Annotated in this window: 24 protein-coding genes; 14 read left to right on the forward strand and 10 right to left on the reverse strand. The window is 67.8% G+C overall.

The features are described 5' to 3' along the window. Window positions 1-39: 39 nt before the first annotated feature. Window positions 40-606, forward strand: coding sequence for a Dps family protein (locus JF52_RS0108075; RefSeq protein WP_033106479.1), 567 nt, complete (start codon window positions 40-42; stop codon window positions 604-606). A 77-nt stretch (window positions 607-683) separates the two neighbouring features. Here JF52_RS0108075 and JF52_RS0108080 read toward each other — a convergent pair whose 3' ends face one another. Further along, window positions 684-1,883, reverse strand: a complete 1,200-nt coding sequence (locus JF52_RS0108080; RefSeq protein ID WP_033105726.1) for a 4-hydroxybenzoate 3-monooxygenase — start codon at window positions 1,881-1,883, stop codon at window positions 684-686. Between the two features lie 109 nt (window positions 1,884-1,992). Next, window positions 1,993-2,742, reverse strand: a complete 750-nt coding sequence (locus tag JF52_RS0108085) for an IclR family transcriptional regulator (protein WP_033105727.1) — start codon at window positions 2,740-2,742, stop codon at window positions 1,993-1,995. Window positions 2,743-2,814: 72 nt separating this feature from the next. Between JF52_RS0108085 and JF52_RS0108090 the strand changes: the two genes are divergently transcribed. The 4 genes from JF52_RS0108090 to JF52_RS0108105 all read left to right on the forward strand — a co-directional run bounded on the left by JF52_RS0108090 (window position 2,815) and on the right by JF52_RS0108105 (window position 7,055). After that, a complete protein-coding gene (locus tag JF52_RS0108090) occupies window positions 2,815-3,465 on the forward strand; it encodes a nucleotidyltransferase domain-containing protein (RefSeq protein ID WP_033105728.1) in 651 nt (216 codons plus the stop codon). Window positions 3,466-3,564: 99 nt separating this feature from the next. Beyond that, window positions 3,565-5,469: an FAD-dependent monooxygenase gene (locus JF52_RS0108095; protein WP_033106480.1), complete on the forward strand. Its 1,905-nt coding sequence runs from the start codon at window positions 3,565-3,567 to the stop codon at window positions 5,467-5,469. A 216-nt stretch (window positions 5,470-5,685) separates the two neighbouring features. After that, window positions 5,686-6,114 (forward strand): MarR family winged helix-turn-helix transcriptional regulator, encoded by a 429-nt coding sequence (locus JF52_RS0108100; RefSeq protein WP_160175047.1) that lies wholly within the window; start codon window positions 5,686-5,688, stop codon window positions 6,112-6,114. 65 nt (window positions 6,115-6,179) lie between these two features. Next, window positions 6,180-7,055 carry a Fic family protein gene (locus JF52_RS0108105; RefSeq protein ID WP_033105729.1) on the forward strand — a complete coding sequence of 292 codons (876 nt, stop codon included), beginning with the start codon at window positions 6,180-6,182 and terminating at the stop codon, window positions 7,053-7,055. On the opposite strand, the gene JF52_RS0108110 is transcribed toward JF52_RS0108105, so the two are convergent. Then, entirely contained in the window at window positions 7,046-7,960 is a 915-nt protein-coding gene (locus JF52_RS0108110; protein WP_033105730.1) for a LysR family transcriptional regulator, read from the reverse strand. The genes JF52_RS0108105 and JF52_RS0108110 overlap by 10 nt on opposite strands. Window positions 7,961-8,092: 132 nt before the next feature. Here JF52_RS0108110 and JF52_RS0108115 point away from each other — a divergent pair, with 132 nt between their 5' ends. The 8 genes from JF52_RS0108115 (at window position 8,093) to JF52_RS0108150 (ending at window position 16,119) form a co-directional block, all read left to right on the forward strand. Beyond that, window positions 8,093-9,124: an amidohydrolase family protein gene (locus JF52_RS0108115; RefSeq protein ID WP_033105731.1), complete on the forward strand. Its 1,032-nt coding sequence runs from the start codon at window positions 8,093-8,095 to the stop codon at window positions 9,122-9,124. A gap of 10 nt (window positions 9,125-9,134) precedes the next feature. Then, the gene (gene ligK, locus JF52_RS0108120; protein ID WP_033105732.1) at window positions 9,135-9,827 is read left to right on the forward strand and encodes a 4-carboxy-4-hydroxy-2-oxoadipate aldolase/oxaloacetate decarboxylase; all 693 of its coding nucleotides are present in this window, start codon (window positions 9,135-9,137) and stop codon (window positions 9,825-9,827) included. 1 nt (window position 9,828) lies between these two features. Then, window positions 9,829-10,803, forward strand: a complete 975-nt coding sequence (locus JF52_RS0108125) for an amidohydrolase family protein (protein WP_235272343.1) — start codon at window positions 9,829-9,831, stop codon at window positions 10,801-10,803. A gap of 2 nt (window positions 10,804-10,805) precedes the next feature. After that, the gene (locus JF52_RS0108130) at window positions 10,806-12,212 is read left to right on the forward strand and encodes a protocatechuate 4,5-dioxygenase subunit alpha/beta (protein ID WP_052166844.1); all 1,407 of its coding nucleotides are present in this window, start codon (window positions 10,806-10,808) and stop codon (window positions 12,210-12,212) included. Between the two features lie 33 nt (window positions 12,213-12,245). Then, window positions 12,246-13,208 (forward strand): Gfo/Idh/MocA family oxidoreductase, encoded by a 963-nt coding sequence (locus JF52_RS0108135; RefSeq protein ID WP_200880972.1) that lies wholly within the window; start codon window positions 12,246-12,248, stop codon window positions 13,206-13,208. A gap of 11 nt (window positions 13,209-13,219) precedes the next feature. After that, a complete protein-coding gene (locus JF52_RS0108140; protein WP_052166845.1) occupies window positions 13,220-14,179 on the forward strand; it encodes an aldo/keto reductase in 960 nt (319 codons plus the stop codon). Beyond that, on the forward strand, window positions 14,176-14,883 hold the full coding sequence (locus JF52_RS0108145; RefSeq protein ID WP_200880973.1) for a substrate-binding domain-containing protein: 708 nt from the start codon (window positions 14,176-14,178) through the stop codon (window positions 14,881-14,883). Before JF52_RS0108140 ends, JF52_RS0108145 begins: the two co-directional genes overlap by 4 nt. A 69-nt stretch (window positions 14,884-14,952) precedes the next feature. Then, the gene (locus tag JF52_RS0108150; RefSeq protein ID WP_033105734.1) at window positions 14,953-16,119 is read left to right on the forward strand and encodes a thiolase family protein; all 1,167 of its coding nucleotides are present in this window, start codon (window positions 14,953-14,955) and stop codon (window positions 16,117-16,119) included. Window positions 16,120-16,205: 86 nt separating this feature from the next. On the opposite strand, the gene JF52_RS0108155 is transcribed toward JF52_RS0108150, so the two are convergent. From JF52_RS0108155 to JF52_RS0108180, 6 genes are all read right to left on the reverse strand, one after another. Further along, complete coding sequence (locus tag JF52_RS0108155) at window positions 16,206-16,859, reverse strand: response regulator (protein ID WP_033105735.1); 654 nt, start codon at window positions 16,857-16,859, stop codon at window positions 16,206-16,208. After that, complete coding sequence (locus JF52_RS0108160) at window positions 16,856-18,127, reverse strand: sensor histidine kinase (protein WP_033105736.1); 1,272 nt, start codon at window positions 18,125-18,127, stop codon at window positions 16,856-16,858. Before JF52_RS0108160 ends, JF52_RS0108155 begins: the two co-directional genes overlap by 4 nt. 41 nt (window positions 18,128-18,168) lie before the next feature. Beyond that, on the reverse strand, window positions 18,169-18,981 hold the full coding sequence (locus tag JF52_RS0108165; protein WP_033105737.1) for an ABC-2 transporter permease: 813 nt from the start codon (window positions 18,979-18,981) through the stop codon (window positions 18,169-18,171). Next, a complete protein-coding gene (locus tag JF52_RS0108170; protein ID WP_033105738.1) occupies window positions 18,978-19,904 on the reverse strand; it encodes an ABC transporter ATP-binding protein in 927 nt (308 codons plus the stop codon). The genes JF52_RS0108165 and JF52_RS0108170 overlap by 4 nt, the downstream gene beginning before the upstream one ends. 147 nt (window positions 19,905-20,051) lie before the next feature. Next, window positions 20,052-21,143: a PQQ-dependent sugar dehydrogenase gene (locus JF52_RS0108175; protein WP_084595704.1), complete on the reverse strand. Its 1,092-nt coding sequence runs from the start codon at window positions 21,141-21,143 to the stop codon at window positions 20,052-20,054. Window positions 21,144-21,174: 31 nt separating this feature from the next. Beyond that, entirely contained in the window at window positions 21,175-22,368 is a 1,194-nt protein-coding gene (locus JF52_RS0108180; protein WP_033105739.1) for a MalY/PatB family protein, read from the reverse strand. A gap of 162 nt (window positions 22,369-22,530) precedes the next feature. On the opposite strand from JF52_RS0108180, the gene JF52_RS0108185 reads away from it, so the two are divergent. Continuing rightward, on the forward strand, window positions 22,531-24,141 hold the full coding sequence (locus JF52_RS0108185; RefSeq protein WP_033106487.1) for a molybdopterin-dependent oxidoreductase: 1,611 nt from the start codon (window positions 22,531-22,533) through the stop codon (window positions 24,139-24,141). Here the strand turns inward: JF52_RS0108185 and JF52_RS0108190 are convergent. Further along, window positions 24,103-25,041, reverse strand: coding sequence for an SMP-30/gluconolactonase/LRE family protein (locus JF52_RS0108190; RefSeq protein ID WP_052166846.1), 939 nt, complete (start codon window positions 25,039-25,041; stop codon window positions 24,103-24,105). The two genes, JF52_RS0108185 and JF52_RS0108190, sit on opposite strands and share 39 nt — an antisense overlap. Window positions 25,042-25,118 lie beyond the last annotated feature (77 nt).

Raw genomic sequence — 25,118 nt, forward strand, 5'->3', positions numbered from 1 at the left:
GGGTGCCGCCCGCAGGTCGCGGCTACCGTCGTGTCCATGATGGCAACGACGAAAGCATCCGGTAAGCAGGACCCCGCCAGCACGCGCCGCGCGGCACGCGGAGGGACCGGTGAGAAGAGCACGCGTCGGCAGAACGCCGAGAAGGGCTTCGTCGCATCGACGCAGCTCGGTGAGAACCTTCAGGCGGTGCTCGTCGATCTGATCGAACTCGCCATGCAGGGCAAGCAGGCGCACTGGAATGTGGTCGGTCGCAACTTCCGCGACACGCACCTCCAGCTGGACGAGATCATCGAGGCGGCGCGCGAGTTCAGCGACACGGTCGCCGAGCGGATGCGGGCGCTGCACGCGGTGCCGGACGGTCGCAGCGACGTCGTCGCGGCGACCACCACTCTCCCCGAGTATCCGCAGGGCGAGATCGACACGAGTGAGACCATCGACCTGATCACGGTCCGGCTCGAGGCGGTCGTCGGCACGATGCGCGACGTTCATGATGACGTCGACGAGGCGGATCCGACCAGCGCCGACATCCTGCACGCGATCATCGAGAAGCTCGAGCAGTTCGCCTGGATGGTCAGCGCCGAGAACCGCAAGCCCGCCACGCGCTGACCGCGAGACTGCAAGACCACGCCCAAACAGCGGCGACTCGCCGCATTCTCGGCGTGGTCTTGCAGTCTCGGTGGGTTTCAGTCGATCGGCCAGCCCGTGTACGCCTCGGCGAGGAATGAGCGACCGGCCTCGGACTCGACGACCGACCGCAGCTCTCCGGCTTGGCGGAGGTGGTCGAACTCACTGGCGTCTGGTGCGGTGTGCAGCATGCTCGTCATCCACCACGAGAAGTGCTGCGCCTTCCAGATTCGGCGAGATGCCTGTTCGGCGTAGCCGTCGATGAGGCGCTCGTCGTTCTCGGTCAGCAGCGCGCGCAGGGCACGGGCGAGCAGCATGACATCGGCGATGGCGAGGTTCATGCCCTTCGCGCCGGTCGGTGGCACGGTGTGCGCGGCGTCGCCGACGAGAGCGGCGCGTCCATGGCGCAGCTCATTCGCGACGAAGCTGCGGAAGCGCAGCACGTCGCGCTGGAAGATCGGGCCCTCCTTGAGTGTGGTGCCCGGCACGCGCGACTGCAGTGTCTCCCAGATCTGCTCCTCGCTCAGGGCGTTCGGGTCGGCGTCGGGGGCGCACTGGAAGTACATGCGCTGCACCTCCGGGCTGCGCTGGCTGATGAGGGCGAAGCCGTTCGGGGAGTTGCTGTAGATCAGCTCCTCGGCCGAGGGTGGCGCTTCGGTCAGGATGCCGAACCACGCGAACGGGTACTCGCGGAAGAATCCGCTGCGCGAGTCGCCGGTGATCGCCGGGCGCACGACCGACCGCGAGCCGTCGGCTCCGACCACGAAGTCTGCCTCGATCGTGAGCTCTTCGCCTGCGGCGGTGGTCGTCAGCACGCGAGGGCGTTCGCTGTCGATGTCTTCGACGCGGGTCGCTGTCACGCCGAAGCGCAGATCCTGCCCTGCGCCGAGGCGCAGCGCGAGCATGTCTTTGAGCACCTCATGCTGCGGGTAGAGCCACACGCTGCGGCCTACGAGGCCCGGAAAGTCGATGCGGTGTCCCTCGCCCTGGAAGCGCAGCTCGATGCCGTCGTGCCGGTCGCCCACCGTGTTCACGCGCGTGTTCGGATCGATCGCCGTGAGCAGGTCGACAGTGCCCTGTTCGAGGATGCCAGCGCGGATCGTGTGCTCGATCTCGTCACGGGAACGCTGATCGATCACGATCGACTCGATCCCGGCATCCGCGAGCAGGTGGGAGAGGATCAGGCCCGCTGGTCCTGCGCCGACGATTGCGACGCGGGTGCGGATCTTCTCCGGGTGCGGTGCTGCTGCTGCGTCCATGGCGTCTCCTTCGACGGGTGCTTCGGCGGTGGCGGACGACTTCGAGCCCGTGCCGACCAGTGTGCCCTGAGCGTCGGGCGAGGATCCGAAGAATCCCGTTGAACGGGAATCAGCGCGACCGGCCGAGATCGCGCTCGATGGCCTTCGCGGCGTCGAGCAGCGCTGCGACCGCAGTATCCGTCTCGCTCTCACGAGGCAGCACGACCGACAGCGCGGCGACGACCTCACCGTGGTCGCGCACCGGCACGGCGACGCCGGTGGAGACCGCTTCGATGGACCCCGGCGCGACGACGTATCCGCGACGCCGGATCGATGCGAGCATCGCGCGCAGCGTCGCGGCATCCGTCACCGTCTCCCTCGCCACCGCACGCAGCGGCCCGGCCAGCACCCGCTCGCGGATCGAAGGATCGGCGTGGGCCAGCAGCACCAGGCCCGACGATGACGCGTGCACCGGCAGACGGCCGGCGATGCGGGTGATGTTGGCGCCGGCATCCGGATGCGAGAGCCGCTCGAGGAAGAGCGCCTCCTCATGCTCGAGCACGGCGAGCTGGGTGTGCTCGCGGATCAGCGTCTGCACGCGCTCCATGTGCGGCAGAGCGGCCTGGCGCAACCGCAGGGCGCTCGAGCCCCGCAGCGCGAGCTCCCACAGGTGCATGCCGAGGCGGATGCGGTGGTCCTCATCGCGCTCCAGCAGCCCGGCTGCGACGAGGTCGCCGACGATGCGGTGCGCAGTGGATGCCGGCAATCCCGTGCGCTCGGCGATCTCCGTGGCGGTCTGCATCGTGCGCTCGGTGGTGAAGGTGTCGAGCACGCGCACGATCCGATCGGTCATCGAGTCGCCGGAGGGGGAGTTCGCCATGCGGCTAGCCTGCCACCTGTCGGTCACGGTGTGAGCGGATGCCGAATGGTCAGAGCCGGGTAACCTCGTCCCATGCCCTCCTCCACGCCCACCGCCGCGACGCCGTGGGCGCCGCTCGAGCCCCAGGCGGTCGCCCGGCTCCTCGCCGCGGCATCCGTTCGCTGGTGGCTGTCGGGCGGCGTCGCGCTCGACCGGTGGCTCGGGCATCCGATCCGTGCGCGCGAGAACATCGACGTGAGCGTCGTCGCTGCAGATCTCCGAGGACTGGTCGGGAACCTCCCTGAGGGGTTCAGCGCGTGGGTGCCGGGCGAGGATGAGATCGTGCCGTTCGCGGATGCTCCGCAGGAAGCCGATCTGCAACCGGTGCTCATCCGCGACGATGCGCAGAATGCCTGGGTTCTTCAGGTCAACGCCGAAGACGGAGCCCCGCGGGCCTGGGTCTACAAGCGTGACCCGCGGCTCACGCTGCCGTGGGACCGCGCGGTGCTCGACATCGACGGCATCCCCACCGGCGCTCCTGAGGTGCAGCTGGTCTGGAAGGCGCTTCGTCCTCGTGCGGAGGACACCACGGACAAGGATGCCGTCCTGCCGTCGCTCACGGAAGACGCGGTGTCGTTCTACGAGACCGCACTGCTGCGCATCCACCCGCATTCGACGTGGGCGATCCACGTGCGCAGCCCCTTCGCCCCGGCCAAAGCCAGCTGGAACCGCAAGAAGAACTGACGCCGATCCACCTGGGCTCTCCTTCACGTGCTATCGTTGGTACCCCAACGAATTTGGATCGGCAGTGTCGCCACAGCCGGAGTGATCGAAGGAGATCCCATGCAGTTCTACCGCGACGGATACCGCCCCGGTGACCCGGACGTCGTGCCCGCGGCGCCGCAGACGAGGGACCGCGCTGCCGAGCTCCCGAACGAAGTCGACGTGCTCATCGTCGGCACCGGGCCCGCCGGCACCGTGCTCGCCGCGCAGCTCGCGGCGTTCCCCGACATCACGACGCGCGTCATCGAGCGTCGGTCGGGCCCGCTCGAGGTCGGACAGGCCGATGGCGTCGCGTGCCGCACGGTCGAGATGTTCCAGGCGTTCGGTCTCGCCGACGCGCTCGTCCGTGAGGCCTACTGGGTCAACGAGGTGCGGTTCTGGGGCCCTTCCGAAGACGACCGCTCCAAGATCGCGCGCAGCGGCTGGGTCGACGACACTCCGGCGGGGCTGAGCGAGTTCCCGCACGTGATCGTGAACCAGGCGCGCATGCAGCAGTTCCTGCTCGATCACGCGGCGAAGTCCGCGAGCAGGCTCGAAGCAGATTACGGCGTGGAGTTCATCGGCTACGAGATGGACACCGCATCGGAGCATCCGGTCATCGCGACCCTGCGGCGGACCGAGGGCGAGGAGTTCACCGTCCGCGCCAAGTACGTGATCGGCTGCGACGGCGCGCGCAGCAACGTGCGTCGCGCTCTCGGCATCCGCCTGGAGGGCGATGCGGCCAACCACGCCTGGGGCGTCATGGACGTGCTCGCCACGACCGACTTCCCCGACTGGCGCACCAAGAACGTCGTGCAGTCCGCCGGCAAGGGCAGCCTGCTGATGATCCCGCGTGAGGGCGGCAACATGGTGCGCTGCTACGTAGACCTCGGTGTGGTGCAGTCCGGCGACGCGGAGATCCGCAAGGCGACGGCCGCCCAGCTCGCAGACGTCGCGAACGCGATTCTGCACCCCTACTCGATCGATGTGCAGCAGGTCGCCTGGTCGAGCGTCTACGAGGTCGGTCAGCGGGTCGCGGATCGCTTCGATGATCTGTCGCCGGAGTCCGCGGCGGATGCCACACCGCACCTGTTCCTCGCGGGCGACGCCTGCCACACTCACAGCGCCAAGGCCGGGCAGGGCATGAACGTGTCGATGCAGGACGCGTTCAACCTCGGCTGGAAGCTCGCCGCCGTTCTGCAGGGCCGCTCGGATGCTGCCCTGCTGCGCACCTACTCGGAGGAGCGTCAGGCGATCGCCGCCGACCTCATCGCATTCGACAAGCACTGGTCGGCATTCATCGCGCAGCCGGCGATCGACCCGGAGCACCCGGAGCGCGGCGGCGTCTCGCCCGCCGACATGCAGGCCGAGTTCGCGCGCCAGGGCCGGTACACCGCCGGACTCGCGACGACGTACTCTCCGTCGACGCTCACGGGATCGTCGGAACACCAGAGCCTCGCGCGCGGTTTCGAGATCGGCACGCGATTCCACTCCGCGCCAGTGCGGCGCGTGGCCGATGCCCGCCGTATGCAGCTCGGGCACTCCCACAGCGCCGACGGACGCTGGCGCATCTACGCCTTCGGCGACTCTTCGGGCGCAGCGCTGCGCGATCTCGCGACGTGGTTGGCAGAGGATGCGGACTCGCCCGTGCGCACGTTCACGGCAGCGGACGCCGACATCGACAGCGTGATCGACGTGCACGGGATCTTCCGCGGCTCGCACCACGACGTCGACGTCACCGCACTGCCGTCGATCCTTCTCCCGAAGTCCGGCCCGCTGGGCCTGCAGGATTGGGAGAAGGCCTGGGCGACCGACGACGCCGACGACATCTTCGCGCTCAGGGGCATCGCCGATGAGGGCGCGGTCATCGTGGTGCGGCCTGACCAGTACGTCGCGCAGGTGCTGCCGCTGACCGCGCGCGATGAGCTGCGTGACTTCTTCGGAGGGTTCCTGCTGCCGGTCACGGCCACCGTATCCGCCGCCTGAGGCCGTCGCGCCGTTGTGCCGTTGTGCCGTTGTGCCGTTGCGCCGTCGCGCCGTTGTGCCGTTGTGCCGTCGCGCCGTCGCGCCGTTGTGCCGTTGTGCCGTTGTGCCGTCGCTCCGTGCGCCGTCGCGCCCTGAGCCTGTCGAAGGGTCGACGGCGGCACCTCGGACGCTTCGACAGGCGCAGCGGTCGGAAGGCCTGAGAGGATGGATGCCGTGATGACCGTGCCCGACCTCCCCGAACCGCAGCGGCACGTCGGCAATCTCATCCGTCGGGCGCAGCAGTTGCATCTGTCGACCTGGGCACGCGTGGCCGATCCTGACATCACGAGCACGCAGTACAGCATCCTCACGATCCTCGATCGACTCGGGGAGGCGAGTCAGCGCGAACTCGGTGATGAGGCCGACCTCGATCGGTCGACGATCGCCGACCTCGTGCGCCGGATGGAGAAGTCCGGCCTCATCGCCCGGCAGCGTGCAGCGGGTGATGCGCGGCGCAACGTCGTCACCCTCACCGAGCACGGTGCCGGGGAGCGGAAGCGGCTCGCGCCGCTGGTCGTCGACGTGCAGCGCGAGCTCACCGCGCACCTTGAGGCGGACGAGGTTGCGGCGCTGTTCCGTGGACTGTGGCGGATGCTGGAGAGGTAGAAGGCCGGGAGCGCTTTGCGTGAATCGTTGCGGATTTACTGTCCGATTCACGCTAAATTGATCGCATGATCAACCGCGTGACGTGGGATCGGCTCGAGGCCGTCATCGCTGATTATCGAGCGACGGTCGAGGGCCATCCCGAGGCACTCGCCCAGATCGCCCGCGCCGAACTGGCCGAGTCCGTGCAGCAGTCGAACGCGATCGAGAACTCGACGCTGACGCTCCACGACACGGAGCGCATCCTCGCCGGGCTCATGCCGGCGGCGCGGCGCGATCTTCGCGAGGTGTACGAGGCGAAGAATCTCGCTGCCGTCACGGAATCGCTGATGACCGACCGCGAACCGTTCTCCGTCGACCTGATCCTGCGCTGGCACAGCATGCTCCTCGCCGGCATCCGAGATGACGTGGCAGGGAGGTTCCGGCATGCGGACGAGTGGGTGCGGGTGGGCGCGCATCTCGGCGCCAATCCTGCATTCGTCGCCGATCTGGTCGCCGACGCCCTGACGCGCTTCCACGACGACGCGTCGATGGCGCCCCTCGAGCGCATCGCGTGGTTCCACTGCGAGTTCGAGGTCATCCATCCCTTCGTCGACGGCAATGGCCGAATCGGGCGGATGCTGATCAACAAGCAGTTGCAGGTCATCGGGCTGCCCGCGGTGATCGTGCGAGCGCGCAATCGGAGGGTCGACTACTACTCGTTGCTCGCGCAGTACGCGAAGAGCAGTTCCCACGACGGCATGACCAGGTTGCTCGCACTGCTGGTTCTCGAATCGCTGCACAAGCGCATCGCACTCATCAGCAGCCGCCGCGTGATTCCTCTCGCCGACTGGGCGCGTGCCGCGGGGATCAGCGGAGCGGCAGCGGCCAACAAGGCGAAGCGGCAGACGATCCCGGCGTTTCGCATGCGGGACCGCTGGATGGTGGCGGAGGACTACCGCTGACGCGTCCGGTACTCACCGGCTGCGACAGCATCCAGCACCACCGAACGGAACCACCGCTGCGCCGGTGACAGGCTGGCCTCGCGCCGCGTGTAGAGCGACACCGGCGTGCTCTGTCCCGGCCAGGGGAGCTCGGCGATCCGCAGGCCGGGGAACCAGCCGCAGAACACCTCCGCGACGTGACGTGGTAGCAGCACGATCAGATCGGTGGCCTCCAGCACAGCCGGCACGGTCGCATACTCCTCGACGGTGAGCGCGACCTGGGGCATGAGACCGTGCTCTGTGAGCGCCTGCAGCGGGAACACGTGGCCGCCGCGCGCCGAGACGCGCACGAAGTGGCGTCCGGCGAACATGTCCGGTCCCGTCTCGGGGAGCGGATGCTGCCCTGACGACAGCGCGACGTACTCGACGGCGCGCACATGCGTGCGCCACAGTCGCGGACTGCCGATCATCGACACGGTCATCGCGAGGTCGATCGTGCCGCGGATGAGGCCGTCCTCGACCTGATCGGAGTCCAGGCGCGCCACCTGCAGGTGCGGGCTGGATGCTGCGCGAGCGAGCGCGGCCATGATCGGGGGCAGGAACGTCTGCTCACCGATCGAGGTGAGCCCCAGCGACAGTTCGCCACTGAAGCCGGCCGGCTCGAACGCCTCCGGATCGCTCACCGTCTCATCGATCTGAGCGAGAGCCTCGTGCAGCGGCGCGAACAGGGCGGTGGCCTTCGCGGTCGGCACCATGTCGTGCCCCTCGCGACGGAACAGCTCATCGCCGAACTTCTCGCGCAGCCGCCGCAGCGTATAGCTGACTGTCGGCTGCGTGACGTGCAGTCGCTCTGCGGCGGCCGTCACGCTGCGCAGCTCGTAGAGCACCACGAAGGTGCGCAACTGGTTCAGATCAGCCAGAGCCATCTATCGATCCTCTCTATGGGGAACGTGCTTCACATCTATTGGACTATATACAGCACCCGACCTAGAGTCGGGACCAGCAGCACCTTTGCGACAGCATCCGAGTTCAGCTCCGAGTGACAAGGACGACACGCGTTGATCATCGACATCCACGGCCACTACACGACCGCCCCCGCACAGCTGGGCGCCTGGCGTGACCTGCAGATCGCCTTCACGAAGGGCGACGGCGAGGCGCCCGATCCGGCATCCCTGCACATCAGCGACGACGACATCCGCGAGACGATCGAAGCCAACCAGCTCAAGCTCATGAACGAGCGCGGCAGCGACATCACCGTCTTCAGCCCCCGCGCCTCGTTCATGGCCCACCACATCGGCGACCTCGCGGTCAGCGAGACCTGGGCACGCATCTGCAACGACCTCGTCGCCCGCGTCAGCGAGCTGTTCCCCGATCGCTTCCTCATGGGCGCGATGCTTCCGCAGTCACCGGGCGTCGACCAGAAGACCACCGTCGCCGAGCTGACCCGCGCCGTCGAAGAACTCGGCGCCGTCACCGTCAACCTCAATCCCGACCCGTCCGGTGGCAAGTGGTCCGCGCCCGCCCTCACCGACCGCTCCTGGTACCCGATCTACGAGAAGCTCGTCGAGTACGAGATCCCCGCCATGGTGCACGTGAGCACGACGTGCCGGCCAGACGTGTTCCACACGACCGGCGACCACTACCTCAGTGCAGACACGACCGCCTTCATGCAGCTGCTCAAGGGCGACCTGTTCACGGACTTTCCCGACCTCAAGCTCGTCATCCCGCACGGCGGCGGTGCGGTGCCGTATCACTGGGGACGCTTCCGCGGACTCGCGATGGCTCTCGGCCAGCCCGAACTCGAAGAGCACCTGTTGAACAACGTCTACTTCGACACGTGCGTCTACCACCAGCCGGGCATCGACCTGCTGACCGATGTCATCCCCACCGAGAACATCCTGTTCGCGAGCGAGATGATCGGCGCCGTCCGCGACATCGACCCGCGCACCGGCCACTACTTCGACGACACCAAGCGCTATGTCGACGCGACGACGAACCTCAGCGACTTCCAGCGCGAGCTGGTCTTCGAGGGCAACGCCCGCCGCGTCTACCCGCGCCTCGACCGCGCCCTGACCGCCCGCGGTCTCTGAGAGGAACACAATGCGATTGAACAATCTCGGCATGGTCCGCACGAACATCGAGCGACCTGACCCCGACGACGTGGCCCGGCTCTCGCAGTTCGGCGTGGCCACGATCCACGAGGCGATGGGCCGCGTCGGCCTGATGCGTCCCTACATCCGTCCCGCATACAACGGCGCGAAGCTGTGCGGCCCCGCGGTCACCGTGCTGCTGCAGCCGGGCGACAACTGGATGTTCCACGTCGCCGCCGAGCAGATCCAGGAAGGCGACGTGATCGTCGCCGGCTGCACCACCGAGAGCGAAGACGGCTTCTTCGGTGAGCTGCTCGCGACCTCGCTCACGGCTCGCGGCTGCAAGGGCCTTGTGATCGACGGCGGTGTCCGCGACGTCGCCGACCTCGAGAAGATGGACTTCCCTGTGTTCTCCCGTGCCATCAACTCCAAGGGCACTGTCAAAGCCACGCTCGGTTCCGTGAACGTGCCCGTCGTCGCCGCCAACGCGCTCGTGAACCCGGGGGACGTCGTCGTCGCCGACGTCGACGGCGTCATCGTCGTGCCGCGCGAGCTCGTCGGCGCCGTGGCCGATGCCAGCCAGAAGCGCGAGGACAATGAGGAGTCCAAGCGTCAGAAGTTCCGCGAGGGCGTGCTCGGACTCGACCTGTACGGCATGCGCGAGCCGCTGGCCGCCGCCGGCCTCGAATACGTGGAGGACTGACATGGCGCATGGCGACCCTTCGACAGGCTCAGGGATCGTGACAGGCTCAGGGACCGTAACAGGCCCCTTCACCAAGACCGAGGGCTGGCTGGACTGGTACGACGGCCCGACGAGGCCGACGTTCCGCCTGCCGGCTGGCGCGGTCGACGCGCACTGCCACGTCTTCGGCCCCGGCGAGCAGTTCCCGTACGCGCCCGAGCGCAAGTACACCCCGTGCGACGCATCTGCCGAGCAGCTGTTCGCCCTGCGCGACCACCTCGGTTTCGACCGCAACGTGATCGTGCAGGCGACCTGTCACGGCGCCGACAACAGCGCCTTGGTCGACGCGCTGCGCCGCAGCGAAGGCCGCGCGCGCGGTGTCGCGACCGTGCGACGCGATGTCACCGACGCCCAGCTCGCCGAGCTGCACGAGGCTGGTGTGCGCGGCGTGCGCTTCAACTTCGTCAAGCGCCTCGTCGATGCCGTGCCCACAGACTCCCTCCAGGAGATCGCCTGGAAGATCGCCCCGCTCGGATGGCACGTCGTCATCTACTTCGAAGCCGAAGACCTTCCCGAGCTCTACGACTTCTTCTCCAGCATCCCGACAGACGTCGTCGTCGACCACATGGGCCGGCCCGACGTCACGAAGGATCCGAACGGCCCGGAGTTCGAGCTGTTCCTGCGGTTCATGCGTGAGAACCCGAACGTGTGGACCAAGGTCTCGTGTCCCGAGCGCCTCAGCGTCTCCGGGCCTCGCGCCCTCGATGGCGAGCAGCACGCGTACACCGACGTCGTGCCGTTCGCCCGTCGCGTGGTCGAGGAATTCCCCGACCGCGTGCTGTGGGGAACCGACTGGCCCCACCCCAACCTGAAGGACCACATGCCCGACGACGGGCTGCTGGTCGACTACATCCCTCAGATCGCGACGACGCCCGACCTGCAGCAGAAACTGCTCGTCGACAATCCGCGCCGCCTCTACTGGCAAGAAGGAGCATGATCATGGCACTCGACAAGCCGTACAAGGACGTTCCCGGAACCACCATCTACGACGCCGAGCAAGCTCGTAAGGGCTATCACCTGAACCAGTTCTCGATGTCGCTGATGAAGCCCGAGAACCGCGAGCGCTTCCTCGCCGACCAGGAGACCTACCTCGACGAGTGGCCTCTCAACGCCCGGCAGCGCCAGGCCGTGCTCGACATGGACATGAACACCATGATCGATGAGGGTGGCAACATCTACTTCCTCAGCAAGATCGGCGCGACACATGGGATGAGCTTCCAGCAGATGGCCGGTTCCATGACAGGGATGAGCGAGGCCGCCTATCGCGACATGATGGTCGGCGGCGGGCGCCGTCCGGAGGGCAACCGCCTCAAGGACCTCGACGGCTGGACCCCGCCCGCACCGGGTGAGAAGGCAGACACGTTCCGGCCGAACGCACCGGCGAAGTACACCTCCGCGCTGTTCACCTCGCACGTGCCGGCGATCGGCGCCGCGATGGATCTCGGCAAGACCGAGGAGCCGTACTGGAAGAAGGTGTTCGACGGCTACCAGTGGACGCGCAAGTGGGCCAAGGAGCAGAAGCCCGACGTCGTCATCCTCGTCTACAACGACCACGCCACCGCGTTCGACGCGTCCATCATCCCGACGTTCGTGCTCGGCACTGGTGCGGAGTATCCCGTCGCCGACGAGGGCTACGGCCCGCGTCCGGTCCCCGGCGTCAAGGGGTACCCCGAGCTCGCGGCGCACATCGCACAGTCGGTCATTCAGGATGACTTCGACCTCACCCTCGTCAACGAGATGGTCGTCGACCACGGTCTTACGGTGCCGCTGTCACTGGTCTTCGGCGATCACGCCCCGGATGAGGAGTGGCCGGTCAGGGTCATCCCGCTCGCCGTCAACGTCGTGCAGTACCCGGTGCCCTCAGGTCGTCGCTGCTACGAGCTCGGGCGCGCACTGCGCCGCGCGCTCGACAAGTGGGACGGTGAAGAGCTCAATGTGCAGATCTGGGGCACCGGCGGCATGAGCCACCAGCTGCAGGGCCCGCGCGCGGGTCTCATCAACGAGGAGTGGGACAACGCGTTCCTCGATCACCTCATCGAGGACCCGCTCGGCCTGACCGAGTGGCAGCACATGGAGTACGTCGACGAGGCGGGTTCCGAGGGCATCGAGCTCGTCGACTGGCTGATCGCGCGCGGTGCGATGGACGACCAGTTCGGGGGAGAAACGCCCCAGATGAACCACCGGTTCTACCACGTGCCGGCATCCAACACCGCGGTCGGCCACCTCGTTCTCAGCAACCCGGTCGGCAAGACCGACCTCGCCGACGACGAAGCAGGCGTGGCTGAGCCCGCGGACCAGGTGCGTGCCCCCGAGCCTGCGGAGACCGCGGCCGTGGCGAACGCCTGACATCCTGATACCGGACTGCGAAAGGGAGAGCGAATGACTGACAAGATCCGCGTCGCCGTCGTCGGCGCCAGTGGTGCCTTCGGAATGAAGCACCTTGACGGTTTGAAGAACATCGAAGACGCCGAGGTCACGGTCGTGAGCGCCACCTCGCAGGAGAAGGCGGATGCTGTCGCCGAGCAGTACGGCGTCGCGAACGCGGTCGTCGGGCTGGAGGGCGTTCTCGAGCGTGACGATGTGGATGCCGTGATCCTCGCGACTCCGACCGGTCTGCACGCCGAGCAGACGCAGGCAGTGCTCGCCGCCGGCAAGCACGTGCAGGTCGAAATCCCGCTGGCGGATTCGCTGGCGGATGCTGAAGCCACCCTCGCTGCGGCGGAGGCGGCCGAAGCGGCCTCCCTCGTGGCCATGGTCGGCCACACGCGCCGCTTCAACCCCTCGCATCAACTCGTGCACGACAGGATCACCGCCGGCGAGTTCAACGTGCAGCAGATGGATGTGCAGACGTACTTCTTCCGCCGCACGAACACGAATGCCAAGGGTGAGGCGCGCTCCTGGACCGACCATCTGCTGTGGCACCATGCCGCGCACACGGTCGATCTGTTCGCCTACCAGGCGGGCAAGATCGTCGAGGCTCATGCGCTGCAGGGGCCGATCCATCCCGAGCTCGGCATCGCGATGGACATGTCGATCCAGCTGAAGAGCGAGACCGGCGCGATCTGCACCCTGTCGCTGTCGTTCAACAACGAGGGACCGTTCGGCACGTTCTTCCGCTACATCGGCGACACGGCGACCTACATCGCCCGCTACGACGACCTCTTCACCGGCAAGGAGGAGCAGATCGACGTGTCGCACGTGGCGGTGAGCATGAACGGCATCGAGCTGCAGGACCGTGAGTTCATCGCGGCGATCCGTGAGGGGCGAGAGCCGAACTCCTCGCTTCGTCAGGTGATCGACTGCTATCGCGTGCTCGGTCAACTGGAGGAGCAGCTCGCGTGAAGCTCCCCCGTATGGGATTGGGGTGCATGAACCTCAGTCACGCCTACGGCATCCCGCCGTCCGAGGGCGAAGGTCTGGCGCTGCTGCGCGCTGCGCTCGACAGCGGCGTCACCCATCTCGACACTGCGACGCTCTACGGCGCCGGCCGCAATGAGGAGCTGGTCGGTCGTGCCTTGAAAGGGCGCCGGGATGAGGTCGTGCTCGCGAGCAAGGCCGGCATGGCGATGATCGACGGGGTGAAGGTCATTGACGGACGCCCCTCGACACTCCGACAGCAGGTGGACGCCTCGCTCTCGCGGTTGGGCGTCGATCACATCGACCTCTATTACCTGCACCGCTGGGACAGGACCGTGCCGATCGGCGAGAGTGTCGGCGCGCTGGCTTCGCTCGTCGACGAAGGCAAGATCGGCGCCATCGGGTTGTCGGAGGTGTCGGTCTCCCGGCTGAGTGAGGCGCAGGTCGTCGCGCCGATCGCCGCCGTGCAGAACGAGTACTCGTTGTGGAGCCGAAACCCCGAACTCGGGATGCTGGAGGCGACGCGCTCTTCTGGTGTGGCACTGGTCGCGTTCTCGCCGGTCGCCCGCGGGTTCCTGGGTGACTCGGTCGGCGACCCGTCGGCGCTGGCGCCCAAGGACATCCGCCGGAACATGCCGCGGTTCCAGCCCGAGCATTGGCCGGCGAACGAAGCGCTGCTTCCGGACTGGCGCGCGCTCGCCGAAGAGGCCGGATGCACCCCGGCGCAGCTCGCGCTCGCCTGGCTCCTCTCGCGTGGCGATCACGTCATGCCGATTCCAGGGACGACGAGCATCGCGCACATGCATGAGAACCACGCCGCTGCGTCGCTGCCGATCGACGATGCCCTGCTGGCCCGCGCTGGTGAGCTGATCTCCACGTCCACTGTTTCGGGACCACGCTATGCGCCCGGTCCTGCCGCCGAGGTCGACGCCGAGACGTTCGAGGATGCCGCGTGAAGGCCATCTCGTCGATGGCGACCCGTCATGTGCTCGCCGACCTGGCGGCCGCGGCCGTCGCCGCAGGACTGCCGAAGCTGGACATCGAGTCGGTCGGCGGTGTGGATGCCGCGGATCGCGTCGCCACAGGGGAGCCGTTCGACCTCGTGTTCCTCGCCGCCGGCGCGCTCACGAAGCTGGCGGATGCCGGACATGTGGATGCTGCGACGGTGACGCCGCTGGTGCTCTCCCAGGTCGCGGTGGCGGTCGGCTCCGACTCGTCGGAACCCGCCGTGCGACCTGACGGATCTGCGTTCTCTGATGCTGCGGGTCTTCGCGCGGCACTGCGGGCTGCGAAACGGATCGGCTACTCGACCGGCCCCAGCGGCACGGCGTTGGTGGACATGATCGACGCCTGGGGGCTGACCTCCGAGCTCAGTGACCGCCTCGTGCAGGCGATGCCCGGCATCCCCGTCGCACGCTCGCTCGCGGACGGCGACGTCGATCTCGGTTTCCAGCAGCTCAGTGAACTCGTCGGTCAGCCGGGCATCCGCATCCTCGGGGTCATGCCCGACGACTGCGCGATCGACACTGTCTTCGCGGGGGCGGTGGCGACAGCATCCGCTTCGTCGGAGAGCGCCGCCGAGATGCTGGCGTTCTTCGCCTCCGAAGCCGCCGCGCCCATCAAGCAGCGCCACGCGTTCGGAGTTCCGCCTCGGGTGTGATCGGTAGGCCTCTTGCGAGAATGATCTCGTCCGGCAGAGCCGCCGGGCTCTCATCGAAGGACCGTCGACGTGACCACTCATATCTATGACGCAGTACGCACGCCGTTCGGACGTGCGGGCGGCGCGCTCGCGGGTGTGCGCCCCGACGACCTGGCCGCGACGGTCATGCGTGCGAGCGCCGAACGCGCGGGACTCGACCCCGCCCGCATCGACGACGTCATCTTCGGCGACGCCAATCAGGCCGGTGAGGACAACCGCAACGTCGCGCGGATGGGCGCGCTGCTCGCGGGCTTTCCGACGACCGTCACCGGGGTCACGGTGAACCGGCTGTGCGCTTCCAGTGTCGAGGCCGTCATCCAGGGTGCGCGCGCGATCGAATCCGGTGATGCCGAGATCATTCTCGCTGGCGGCGTCGAATCGATGAGCCGGGCCCCGTTCGTCGTGGAGAAGTCGGCGAAGCCGTACCCGGCCAGCGGCAATCAGACGATGTGGAACACCGCGATCGGATGGCGCATGACGAACCGTGCGCTGCCGACGCCATGGACCATCTCCAACGGCGAGGCTGCGGAGAAGGCGGCGCGGGTTGCACAGATCAGCCGTGAGGATCAGGACTCGTTCTCGGTGCGCTCGCACGAACTCGCAGCCCGCGCTTGGGCCGATGGCATCTATGCGGAGGAGGTCGTGCAGGTTCCCGGCGCCGAGCTCACGCGTGACGAGGGGATCCGCGACGGATCGACGATCGAGAAACTCGCCGGACTGCGACCGTTGTTCGCGGAGGACGGCACCGTCACGGCAGGGAACTCCTCGTCGATCAACGACGGTGCGTCTGCAGTGCTTCTCGGGGCAGAGGGCGCATTGGACGGTGAGCCGCTCGCGCGGATCACCGGGCGCAGCGCGCACGGCGTCGACCCTGACGACTTCCCGATCGCACCGATAGAAGCCGCGAACAAGGCTCTCGCCCGGGCCGGGCGCACCTGGGCCGATGTGGACTTCGTCGAACTCAACGAGGCGTTCGCCTCGCAGTCGCTGGCGTGCCTGCGCGGCTGGCCCGACCTCGACCCCGAGAAGCTCAACATCCACGGCGGGGCGCTCGCGATCGGGCATCCCCTCGGAGCATCCGGCGGGCGCATCATCGGTCACGCCGCCCACGAACTGCGCCGACGTGGCGGGGGCGTCGCCGTCGTCGCGATCTGCATCGGCGTCGGACAGGGACTTGCCGTCGTGCTGGAACGTTAGGCCGAGCCGACCACGAGCACTCAGGTCGCAGTTTCTGCCGCTCAGAACGCGCGATAACGGCAGAAATCGCGACCTGAACGAGTTCCTCAGCTCAGCCCATACCGGTGCGCGAGGATCACAGCGTGTATCCGATCCCTGGCCTCGAGCTTCATCAGCACCCGGCCGACATGTGTCTTGACGGTCGATTCACTGAGGTGCAGTTCTTCAGCGATCTCCGCATTGGTCAGGCCGCGGGCGATCGCGCGGAACACGTCGCGCTCGCGCTCGGTCAGGGCGGCGGTGGGGTCTGAGCCTGCGTCCGTCGCAGGCAGGCGCGGCCCGAGATGTTCGAGAAGTCGCCGCGTTACGCGCGGCGACAGGGCAGCATCCCCTCGGTGCACGGCCCGCACTGCCGACGTCATCTCGTGCCGCTGGGCATCCTTCAGGAGGAATCCGCTCGCTCCGGCGCGGATGGCGCCGAACGCGTACTCGTCGAGATCGAACGTGGTGAGCACGAGCACCCTGGTGTCGGGCATGGCCGCGACGATCGCCTCCGTCGCGGCGATCCCGTCGAGCCCCGGCATCCGGATGTCCATCAGCACGACGTCGGGGCGGAGCTCTCTCGCCCGTCTGATGGCCTCTTCGCCGTCACCGGCCTCCCCGACGACGCTCATGTCGGCCTCGGCCTCGAGAACCAGGCGGAAACCGACGCGAATGAGATCCTGGTCGTCGACGAGAAGAACGCGGATCGGCTCTGTCACTTGGCATCCTCAGGTCGATCGGAGATGTTCGGTTCGGATGCTGCGGGCAGTTCTGCACGCAGCATCCAGCGGCGGTCACCGACCGGGCCCGAACGGAACGAGCCGTTCAGGTGCGCTGCGCGCTCGTTGAGACCACGCAGGCCGAAGCCGCCGGTCCCGGCCGCGCCGGTGACGCCGTCGTTGTCGATCTCGATGACGACCGGATCGGTGGAATAGTCGATGTGTACCGCGATCCTCGTCGCGCCCCGGGCGTGACGCATGGCATTCGTGATGCCCTCCTGCACGATCCGGCCTATCGCGAAGTCCACGGCCGCAGGCACCTTCGGTTCGCCGACAGTCGTGAGAGTGACCGGGTATCCCGCGTTCTGCGCCGTGGCCACGGTGGCGTGCGGCGCGACGGATTCCATCGGCGCGAGGGGGATGTCGCCGGCGCCGTCCCGCAGCACTCCGAGCATCGATCGCATCTCCGTGAGAGCACCGCGGGCAGTCGCGGCCGCCGCAGTCGCGGCGTCCCTGGCGCGATCCTGGTCGCCGGTGGCGGCAGCGCCCTCCGACAGCGCGACGATCACGGTCAGCGAGTGCGAGACGATGTCGTGCATCTCGCGTGCGATCCTCGCGCGCTCTGCGGAAGCAGCGAGCTGAGCCTGCTGGTCGCGTTCGATCAGGAGCTGGCGGGAACGGCCGATCACCGCCTCGATATAGCGCTTGCGGCCGCCGACGTTCACGCCGATGAGGGTTCCGATGAGGGCGAGGACGAGCTGACCGAGGACGCCGTTCAGCGCGATCTGGAGTGTGATGGCTCCGGTCAGCTGGAGGAGCAGAGAGACCAGAGTCAGTGAGCCGATGCCGATTGCCAGCCCGATCCAGGCGGCGCGAGTTGAGCGGTAGACCGCAAGCGCGTAGCTGGTCACGAGAAGGAGGGGACCCCCGGTGGGGTCCAGGACGAACAGGTAGGCGATCGCCACGGTGTACGCGGAAACGGATACGACGACCGGCCACTGGCGGCGGCGCAGCAGCAGAGCGCAGGTGACCACGACCAAGGCCACGATGACGATGTTGGCGATGACGGCGCCGCCATCGGGCGGTGTGCCGTACGTGGTGAAGACCGTCGCCGGTGCGATCGAGAGGAGAAGGCACACGACCGCGATGAGGACGTCGGCGAAGACCGGATGTCGCGCCCAGAAGCGGCGGATGATGCCAGGGGGACGCGGAAGCCGCAGCTCCTCCTCCTCGCTGGAGAAGGCGCTGCGGCTGCGCTGGTTCGACACGGCCTCGACTCTACGCGTCGGTGCTTCGCGGCGTCGCGCTGTCACGCGTCGCGGGTGCGCAGCACGGCCCAGGCAGACAGCATCCCCGCTGCGACCCATGCTCCGAGCGTCAGATATGCCTCGCCGACGGGAAGTCCCCAGCCGTCCTGGGGAAGGATCGCACTCTGCGCGGCCGACATCGGCAGGTGGTTCGAGACATCGATGATCCAGCGCCACTCGTCTCCGGGCATCGCGAAGATGTTCATCACGATCGGAAGGATGAACAGCAGCCCGACGGTCGCGGCGATCGCACCCGCACCGGAGCGCAGGATGAAGCCGAACGCGACGCCGATCAGGGCGAACACCGCCATCGACACGGCCGCGGCGAAGATCGGCAGGATCGAGTCCGCCGGGGTGCCCCAGGGGAACGGCATATCCCTGGACGCGAAGATCGGCGACACCGCGAGCGCTGCGGCGAGCGAGATGACTACCGATGCGATGAAGAGGAACACCGCGATGACGATCGCCTTGGCTGCGAGGACGGAGCCGCGCACCGGATCGGCCGCGAGTGTGGAGCGGATCATCCCCGTCGAGTACTCGCCGGTGACGGCGATGACACCCAGCACGCCGGCGAGCAGCATCGTGAACTGCACGGGCGAGACGACGGCCTGGATCGGTTCGAAGCCGGGAACGTCCATCGACTGCGCGATCAGCAGGGCGACGCCGATCGTGACGACGGCGGTGATGCCGATCGACCACCACGTGGAGCGGAGGGTCGAGAGCTTGATCCATTCGCTGCGCAGTTGGCGCCCGAAGGTGAGACGGTACGGCGAGGCTGCTCGTGTGCGCATCGCCGGTGCGGCTGTGGTGGTCATGCGAGTTCCTTTGCGGGATATTCGGCGGAACGGTACTCGACCGATTCGCCGGTGAGTGCGAGATAGGCGTCTTCGAGCGAGCCGTTGCTGGGCGTGAGCTCGTGGAGCGGGATGCCGCGGTCGGCGGCGATGTCGCCGATGCGGGATGCGGGCAGTCCGACGATCTCGAGGGAATCCGGGCTCGTGCTGACGATCTCGACGTCTGCGGCAGCGACGGCGGATGCCAGATCCGCCACCCGAGGACTGCGGACGCGTACGGTGGTGGCGGTCCAGGCATGGACGAGCTCGTTCAGCGGAGCATCCGCCAGCACTCGTCCGCGGCCCATGACGATCACGTGATCCGCGGTCTGAGCCATCTCGCTCATGAGGTGGCTCGACAGCAGCACGGTGCGGCCCTCGGACGCGGCGAAGCGGACGAACTGACGCACCCAGCGCACACCCTCCGGGTCGAGTCCGTTCACGGGCTCGTCGAGGATGAGCGTGTGCGGGTCTCCGAGCAGCGCCGAGGCGATGCCGAGCCGCTGACCCATGCCGAGTGAGAACTTGCCCGCGCGCTTGCGGGCGACCGAGCCGATACCTGCGAGATCGATGACCTCGTCGACCCGCGCCGACGGGATGCCGTGGGTCGCGGCCATCGCCCGCAGGTGGTTCCTGGCAGTACGGCCGGTGTGCACGGCCTTCGCGTCGAGGAGCACTCCGACATCGGTGAGCGGGGCGCGCAGGCGTCGGTACTCCTTGCCGTTCACCGTCGTCCGGCCCGCGGTGGGCTTGTCGAGGCCGACGATCATGCGCATCGTGGTGGATTTGCCGGCGCCGTTGGGACCGAGGAAGCCGGTGACGGTGCCCGGCTGCACGGTGAACGAGACGTCCTGCACTGCGGTCTTGTCTCCGAACCTCTTCGTGAGGCCTTCTGCTGTGATCATGACCTCAACGCTACGGAGCGGGGCCCGGCGTGCGCATCGTCCCCAGGTACCTATTGCTCGTGCATGGGATGGACCTCCGGGCCCACCGCGCTGCCGATCTGCGATATCTTCTACGCCGTCTTCAAGAAGAAGGGCTGGCTGTAGCGCTCAGCCGAGGTCGACCGGGAAGATCCGGTCGTCGTCCGGCCCGGGGGCGCCTCGTCCGTCGGTGTTGTTCGTCATCACCCAGACGGATCCGTCGGGGGCGAGCACGACGTCGCGCAGGCGCCCGTGTTCGCCGACGAGCTGCTCGGTCGAGGTGGTGAGGTCGGCGAGTGGAACCTCTCGGAGGCGCTCGCCGCGGAGGTTCGCGATGAGGATGACGTCTCCGGCGACGACGATGCCGCTGGGACTGGCGTCCTCCGGTGCCCACTGCTGCACCGGATCGATGAAGCCGTCCTGGCCGGCGATGCCTTCGACTTCGGGCCAGCCGTAGTTGCCGCCGGGTTCGATGACGTTGAGCTCGTCCCAGGTGTTCTGCCCGAACTCGCTGGCGTACATGGTCCCGTCGGCGCCCCAGGCGATGCCCTGGGGATTGCGATGCCCGAGCGAGTACACGGGAGAGTCGGGGAACGGGTTGTCCTGCGGCACCCCACCGTCGGCGGTGAGCCGGAGGATCTTGCCGCCGGAGCTTTCGAGGTCCTGCGCATTCTGCCCGTCCCCGGCGTCGCCGGTCGTCGCGTACAGCATGCCGTCCGGGCCGAAGGCGATACGACCGCCGTTGTGGTTGCCTGCGGCGGGGATGCCGTCGAACACGCGCTCGGCAGCGCCGAGGCTGAGCGAGCCGGGCTCTCCGTTCAGCGCGAAGCGGTCGATGCGGTTCTCGTCGCCGGCCGTGTAGTACGTGTACAGATAAGCATCGTGGACGGTGATGCCGAGGAGCCCGCCCTCACCGGCCGGGGTCACGCCGTCGATGACGGCGACCTCGCGGGCTCCGCCCGCGCCGTCGAGTTCGAGGATGCGCGCGGAGTCGCGCTCGCTGACCAACGCGGTCGTGCCGTGGAACGCCACGGACCACGGGGCATCGAGGCCCGTGGCGGCAAGGGAGGATGCCGGGGTCTCTGACGCAGTCGGGGTTCCGGATGCTGTCGGACTCGCAGACGGCGCCGGACTCGCGAAGTCATCGGGCGCGGTGCACGCCGTCAGCGTGGAGACGGCGATGAGCAGTGGGATCAGACTCAGGAAACGATTCATCGCCATGCGGGTCACCTCTGTCTGCTCTCGCCGCCGCTCAGCCGGCCGGAACGGCTGATGTCAGAGCGGTGCGATCGGCCAGCGCCGCTGCTATCCGCTTGATCGCTTCCGTCATCAGAGGCCGGGGCATCGCGAAGACGAAGCGGGTGAAGCCGACGGCGGCGACGCCGCAGGCTGCTCCGTCGGTCATCGCGACGCCGGCGTTCTCGCGGAACCAGGTGCCGAGGTCGCCCGTGAGCCCCGTGCCGCGGAAGTCGAGCATCGCGATGTAAGTGCCCTCCGGCGTCGTCATCCGCACACCAGGGAGGTGTTCGGCCACGAGTTCGGCGAGCAGTCGGCGGTTGCCGTCGAGATACTCGACCACCTCCCGCAGCCAGCCGGCGCCCGCGGTGTAGGCGCCGACGTTCGCGACCGCGCCGATCGTCGACGTGCCGTGGCCGACCCATCCGCCGGCGGTCTCCCACAGCAACGCGTCCGCATCGTTGGACAGGATGATCTGCGCGCACTTGAGGCCTGCGAGGTTCCAGGCCTTGGACGCGGATGCGGCGGTGATCGTGTGGCCGGCCGCCGTCTCGGAGATGGAGGCGTACGGGATGTGCTGGGCGGGGGAGTACACCAGAGGCGCGTGGATCTCGTCGGAGAAGACCCGCCCTCCCGCTGCGGCGACGGTGTCGGCGACGCGCTCGAGCTCTTCGCGCGTCGAGACGGTGCCGAGGGGGTTGTGCGGGTTGCACAGCACGAACAGTTCGCCGCCGTCGGCGAAGGCTGCGGTCACCGCATCGTGGTCGATCTGCCAGCGGCCGTCGATCTCCACGCTCGGCACCTCGATGACCCGACGGCCGTGAATCTGCGGGACCATCAGGAACGGCATGTAGGCGGGCGTCGGGACGATGACGGCGGCACCGGAGCTGGTGAACTGCTCGATCGCGAACTCGAACGCCGCGATCACGTCCGCAGCGTGGTGCACGCGCTCGGCCGGCACCTCCCAGTTGTAGGAATCCGCGTACCAGGCGGCTGTCGCCCGGGCGAGATCGTCGGCGAGCTGCTGCGGGAGGTAGCCGGTGAGTCCGCGTTCCAGCGCTTTGTTGACAGCATCCTGCACAGCCGGCGCGACGCCGAAGTCCATCTCGGCGACGAACGCACCGATCATGTCGGGGAACATCGTCCACTTCATGCTGCCGGCCTCGCGCAGGTCGGCTTCCGTGATCGCGTCGAAGTGCTGGGGTGACATTCGCGCCGTCCTCTCGATCGGAGACTGGAGAACGCACTCTTGGCCGCTCCATTTTCCAGCGTAACGAGGATCTGAGACAGGGGGTCTGTCGTCGGAGGCATCCGTTTCTGCTCCGGCTCCGAACAACGGGGGAGCACCTTCACGGGTGAGTTGGAGGAGATCGTGGCAAAGCGAAGCAGTGACCGACGATTCATCGCGTGGGCGGCACTCGCGGGCGTGATCGGCGGGGCGGTCTTCCTCGCCACGGCGGAGCTGTTCGCGCTGCTCTTCGCGCGTTCAGCCAGCCCGATCCTCGCGGTGGGTGGCTTCGTGATCGACATCGTGCCTCAGCCTTTCAAGGAATTCGCGATCGCGACCTTCGGCGAGTACGACAAGATCGCCCTGCTGGCGGGGCTGGGCCTTGCCGTGATCATCGCCTCGGCGATCGCCGGTGTTCTGCAGCTCGTGCGTCCTCCGCTCGGCGTGATCGCACTGGTCATCGCCGGCGTGCTGTCGACCGCCGCGATCGTCACCCGTGCCGGGGTGGCGCCGCTCGCATTCCTCCCGCCGGTTCTCGGAACGGTCGCCGGCTCGTTCCTGCTGGTCCTCCTCGTCCGACGCCTGCGGGCATGGCGCGCATCGGCATCCGCCGCCGTGGAGAATCACCGAGAAGACGAAGATGCTCAGGTCGACCTCGTCGTCGACACACCCGGGGCCCCGAAGGAACTCAACCGGAGACGGTTCTTCGTGCTCTCGGCACTTGCCGGAGCATCCGCCGTCGTCGTCGGCATCACCGCCCGCACCGTGAGCATGGCGGTGGGGTCAGTGGAGTCGATCCGCAAGGCGCTCAAGCTTCCGGCTCCACGCACGAAGGTGACCGTGCCCGACGGTGCAGAACTCGATGTCCCAGGGCTCAGCGAACTGTTCACCCCGAACGACGACTTCTACCGGGTCGACACCGCGCTCACCGTGCCGACGATCGATCCGGAGACCTGGCGACTGGTCATCGACGGCATGGTCGACCAGCGCGTCGAGCTGAGCTTCCAGGACATCCTCGACATGGGGGTGGACGAGTACGCGATCACCCTGACATGCGTCTCGAACGAGGTCGGCGGTGAGCTCGTGGGCAACGCGATGTGGCTCGGTGTTCCGCTTCGCGACGTACTGCGCAAGGCGGGCGTGAAGTCGGGCGCCGACATGGTGCTCTCTCGCAGCGTCGACGGATACACCGCGAGCACACCGCTCGCGGCCCTGGTCGACGACGAGCTCGATGCGATCCTCGCGGTCGGTATGAACGGAGAACCGCTGCCGCTCGAGCACGGGTTCCCGGTGCGGATGGTCGTGCCGGGGCTCTACGGCTACGTGTCGGCGACGAAGTGGCTGACTGAGCTCAAGGTCACCACCTTCGCCGACGACGAGGCCTACTGGACGCCGCGAGGGTACAGTGCGGAGGCGCCGATCAAGTTCTCCTCCCGTCTGGACACACCTAGCATCGGCGAGGCCGTGCCGGCCGGACGCATCCCGATCGCGGGTGTGGCCTGGGCGCAGTCGGTCGGAATCGAGCGTGTGGAGGTGCGCATCGATGAGGGCGAATGGATGCCGGCGACACTGTCGGCGCCCATCAACGACGACACCTGGGTGCAGTGGTTCATGGAATGGGACGCGACACCGGGCACGCACTACGTCGCCGTTCGCGCCGTCAACAAGAACGGCGACCTCCAGATCGAGGAACGCGCGCCCATCGCCCCGAACGGCTCATCCGGCTGGCAGCGCTCGCTCATCCGCGTGAGCTGACACAGTCTGCAGGTCGACAGGGTCAGAACTGGCAGCCCTCGTAGACGTGCGGACGCGGTAGAGGCTGGTCGTGGCTGTGATGAAGAGCTCTGTGCCATCGAATCCTCCGAAACAGAGGTTCGAGATCACCTCGGGAACAGGGACGAAGGCCAACTCCGTCCCCTCCGGTGAGAACACGTGCACGCCGTCGCCGGCCGACGACCACACTCGGCCCTCCACATCGACGGCGATGCCGTCGGGTACGCCCGTCTCGATCGCGGCGAATCTTCGGCCGTTGGTTGCCCGGGTCCCGTCCACGTCGTACGCGCGGATCCGGTGGTCACGCCGTGCGCCCAGCTCTGGCCCGGTGTCGGTGACGTAGACGATGCCGCCGTCGGGCGAGAACGCGATCCCGTTCGGGCGGTCCATGTCATCGATCACGGACGTGAGGCCGTCGGCATCCGACGAGCGGAAGACCCGGCAACCGCCGTACTCGCGGATGCCGGGATGCCCCTCGCGCGGCTGAGTGATGCCGTAGTCGGGGTCGGTGAACCAGTAAGCCCCGTCAGTCGCGAGCGCCACGTCGTTCGGAGAGTTCAGGCGATGCTCACCCCAGTGGCTGACGATCTCGGTGACGGTCCCGTCGGGTAGCTCCCGTTCCAGCCGACGCCGCCCGTGCGAGCACTGCACGACGCTGCCGTCTCGGTCCAGCATCCGGCCGTTCGTGAACTCCACGTCGCTGCGATGAACGCTCACCTCGGAGGTCGCCGCCTCCCAACGCATGATGCGGTTACCCGGGATGTCGCTCCACCGCAGGACTCCTTCGTCGGGGATCCAGAGCGGCCCCTCCGACCAGGTGACGCCGGTGGCGGGTCGTTCGACGGCCGAGCCGTGGGGGAGCAGGTCCGTTTCAGCCGTCATCGACGCCCTTCCGTTCCTGCCTCAGCGTAGGCGAGTCAACGCCGGGCGCGGTGACGCGGGCGCATCAGTGGTGGATC

It is taken from the genome of Microbacterium profundi, assembly GCF_000763375.1.
In the GTDB taxonomy this organism is placed as follows: domain Bacteria; phylum Actinomycetota; class Actinomycetes; order Actinomycetales; family Microbacteriaceae; genus Microbacterium; species Microbacterium profundi.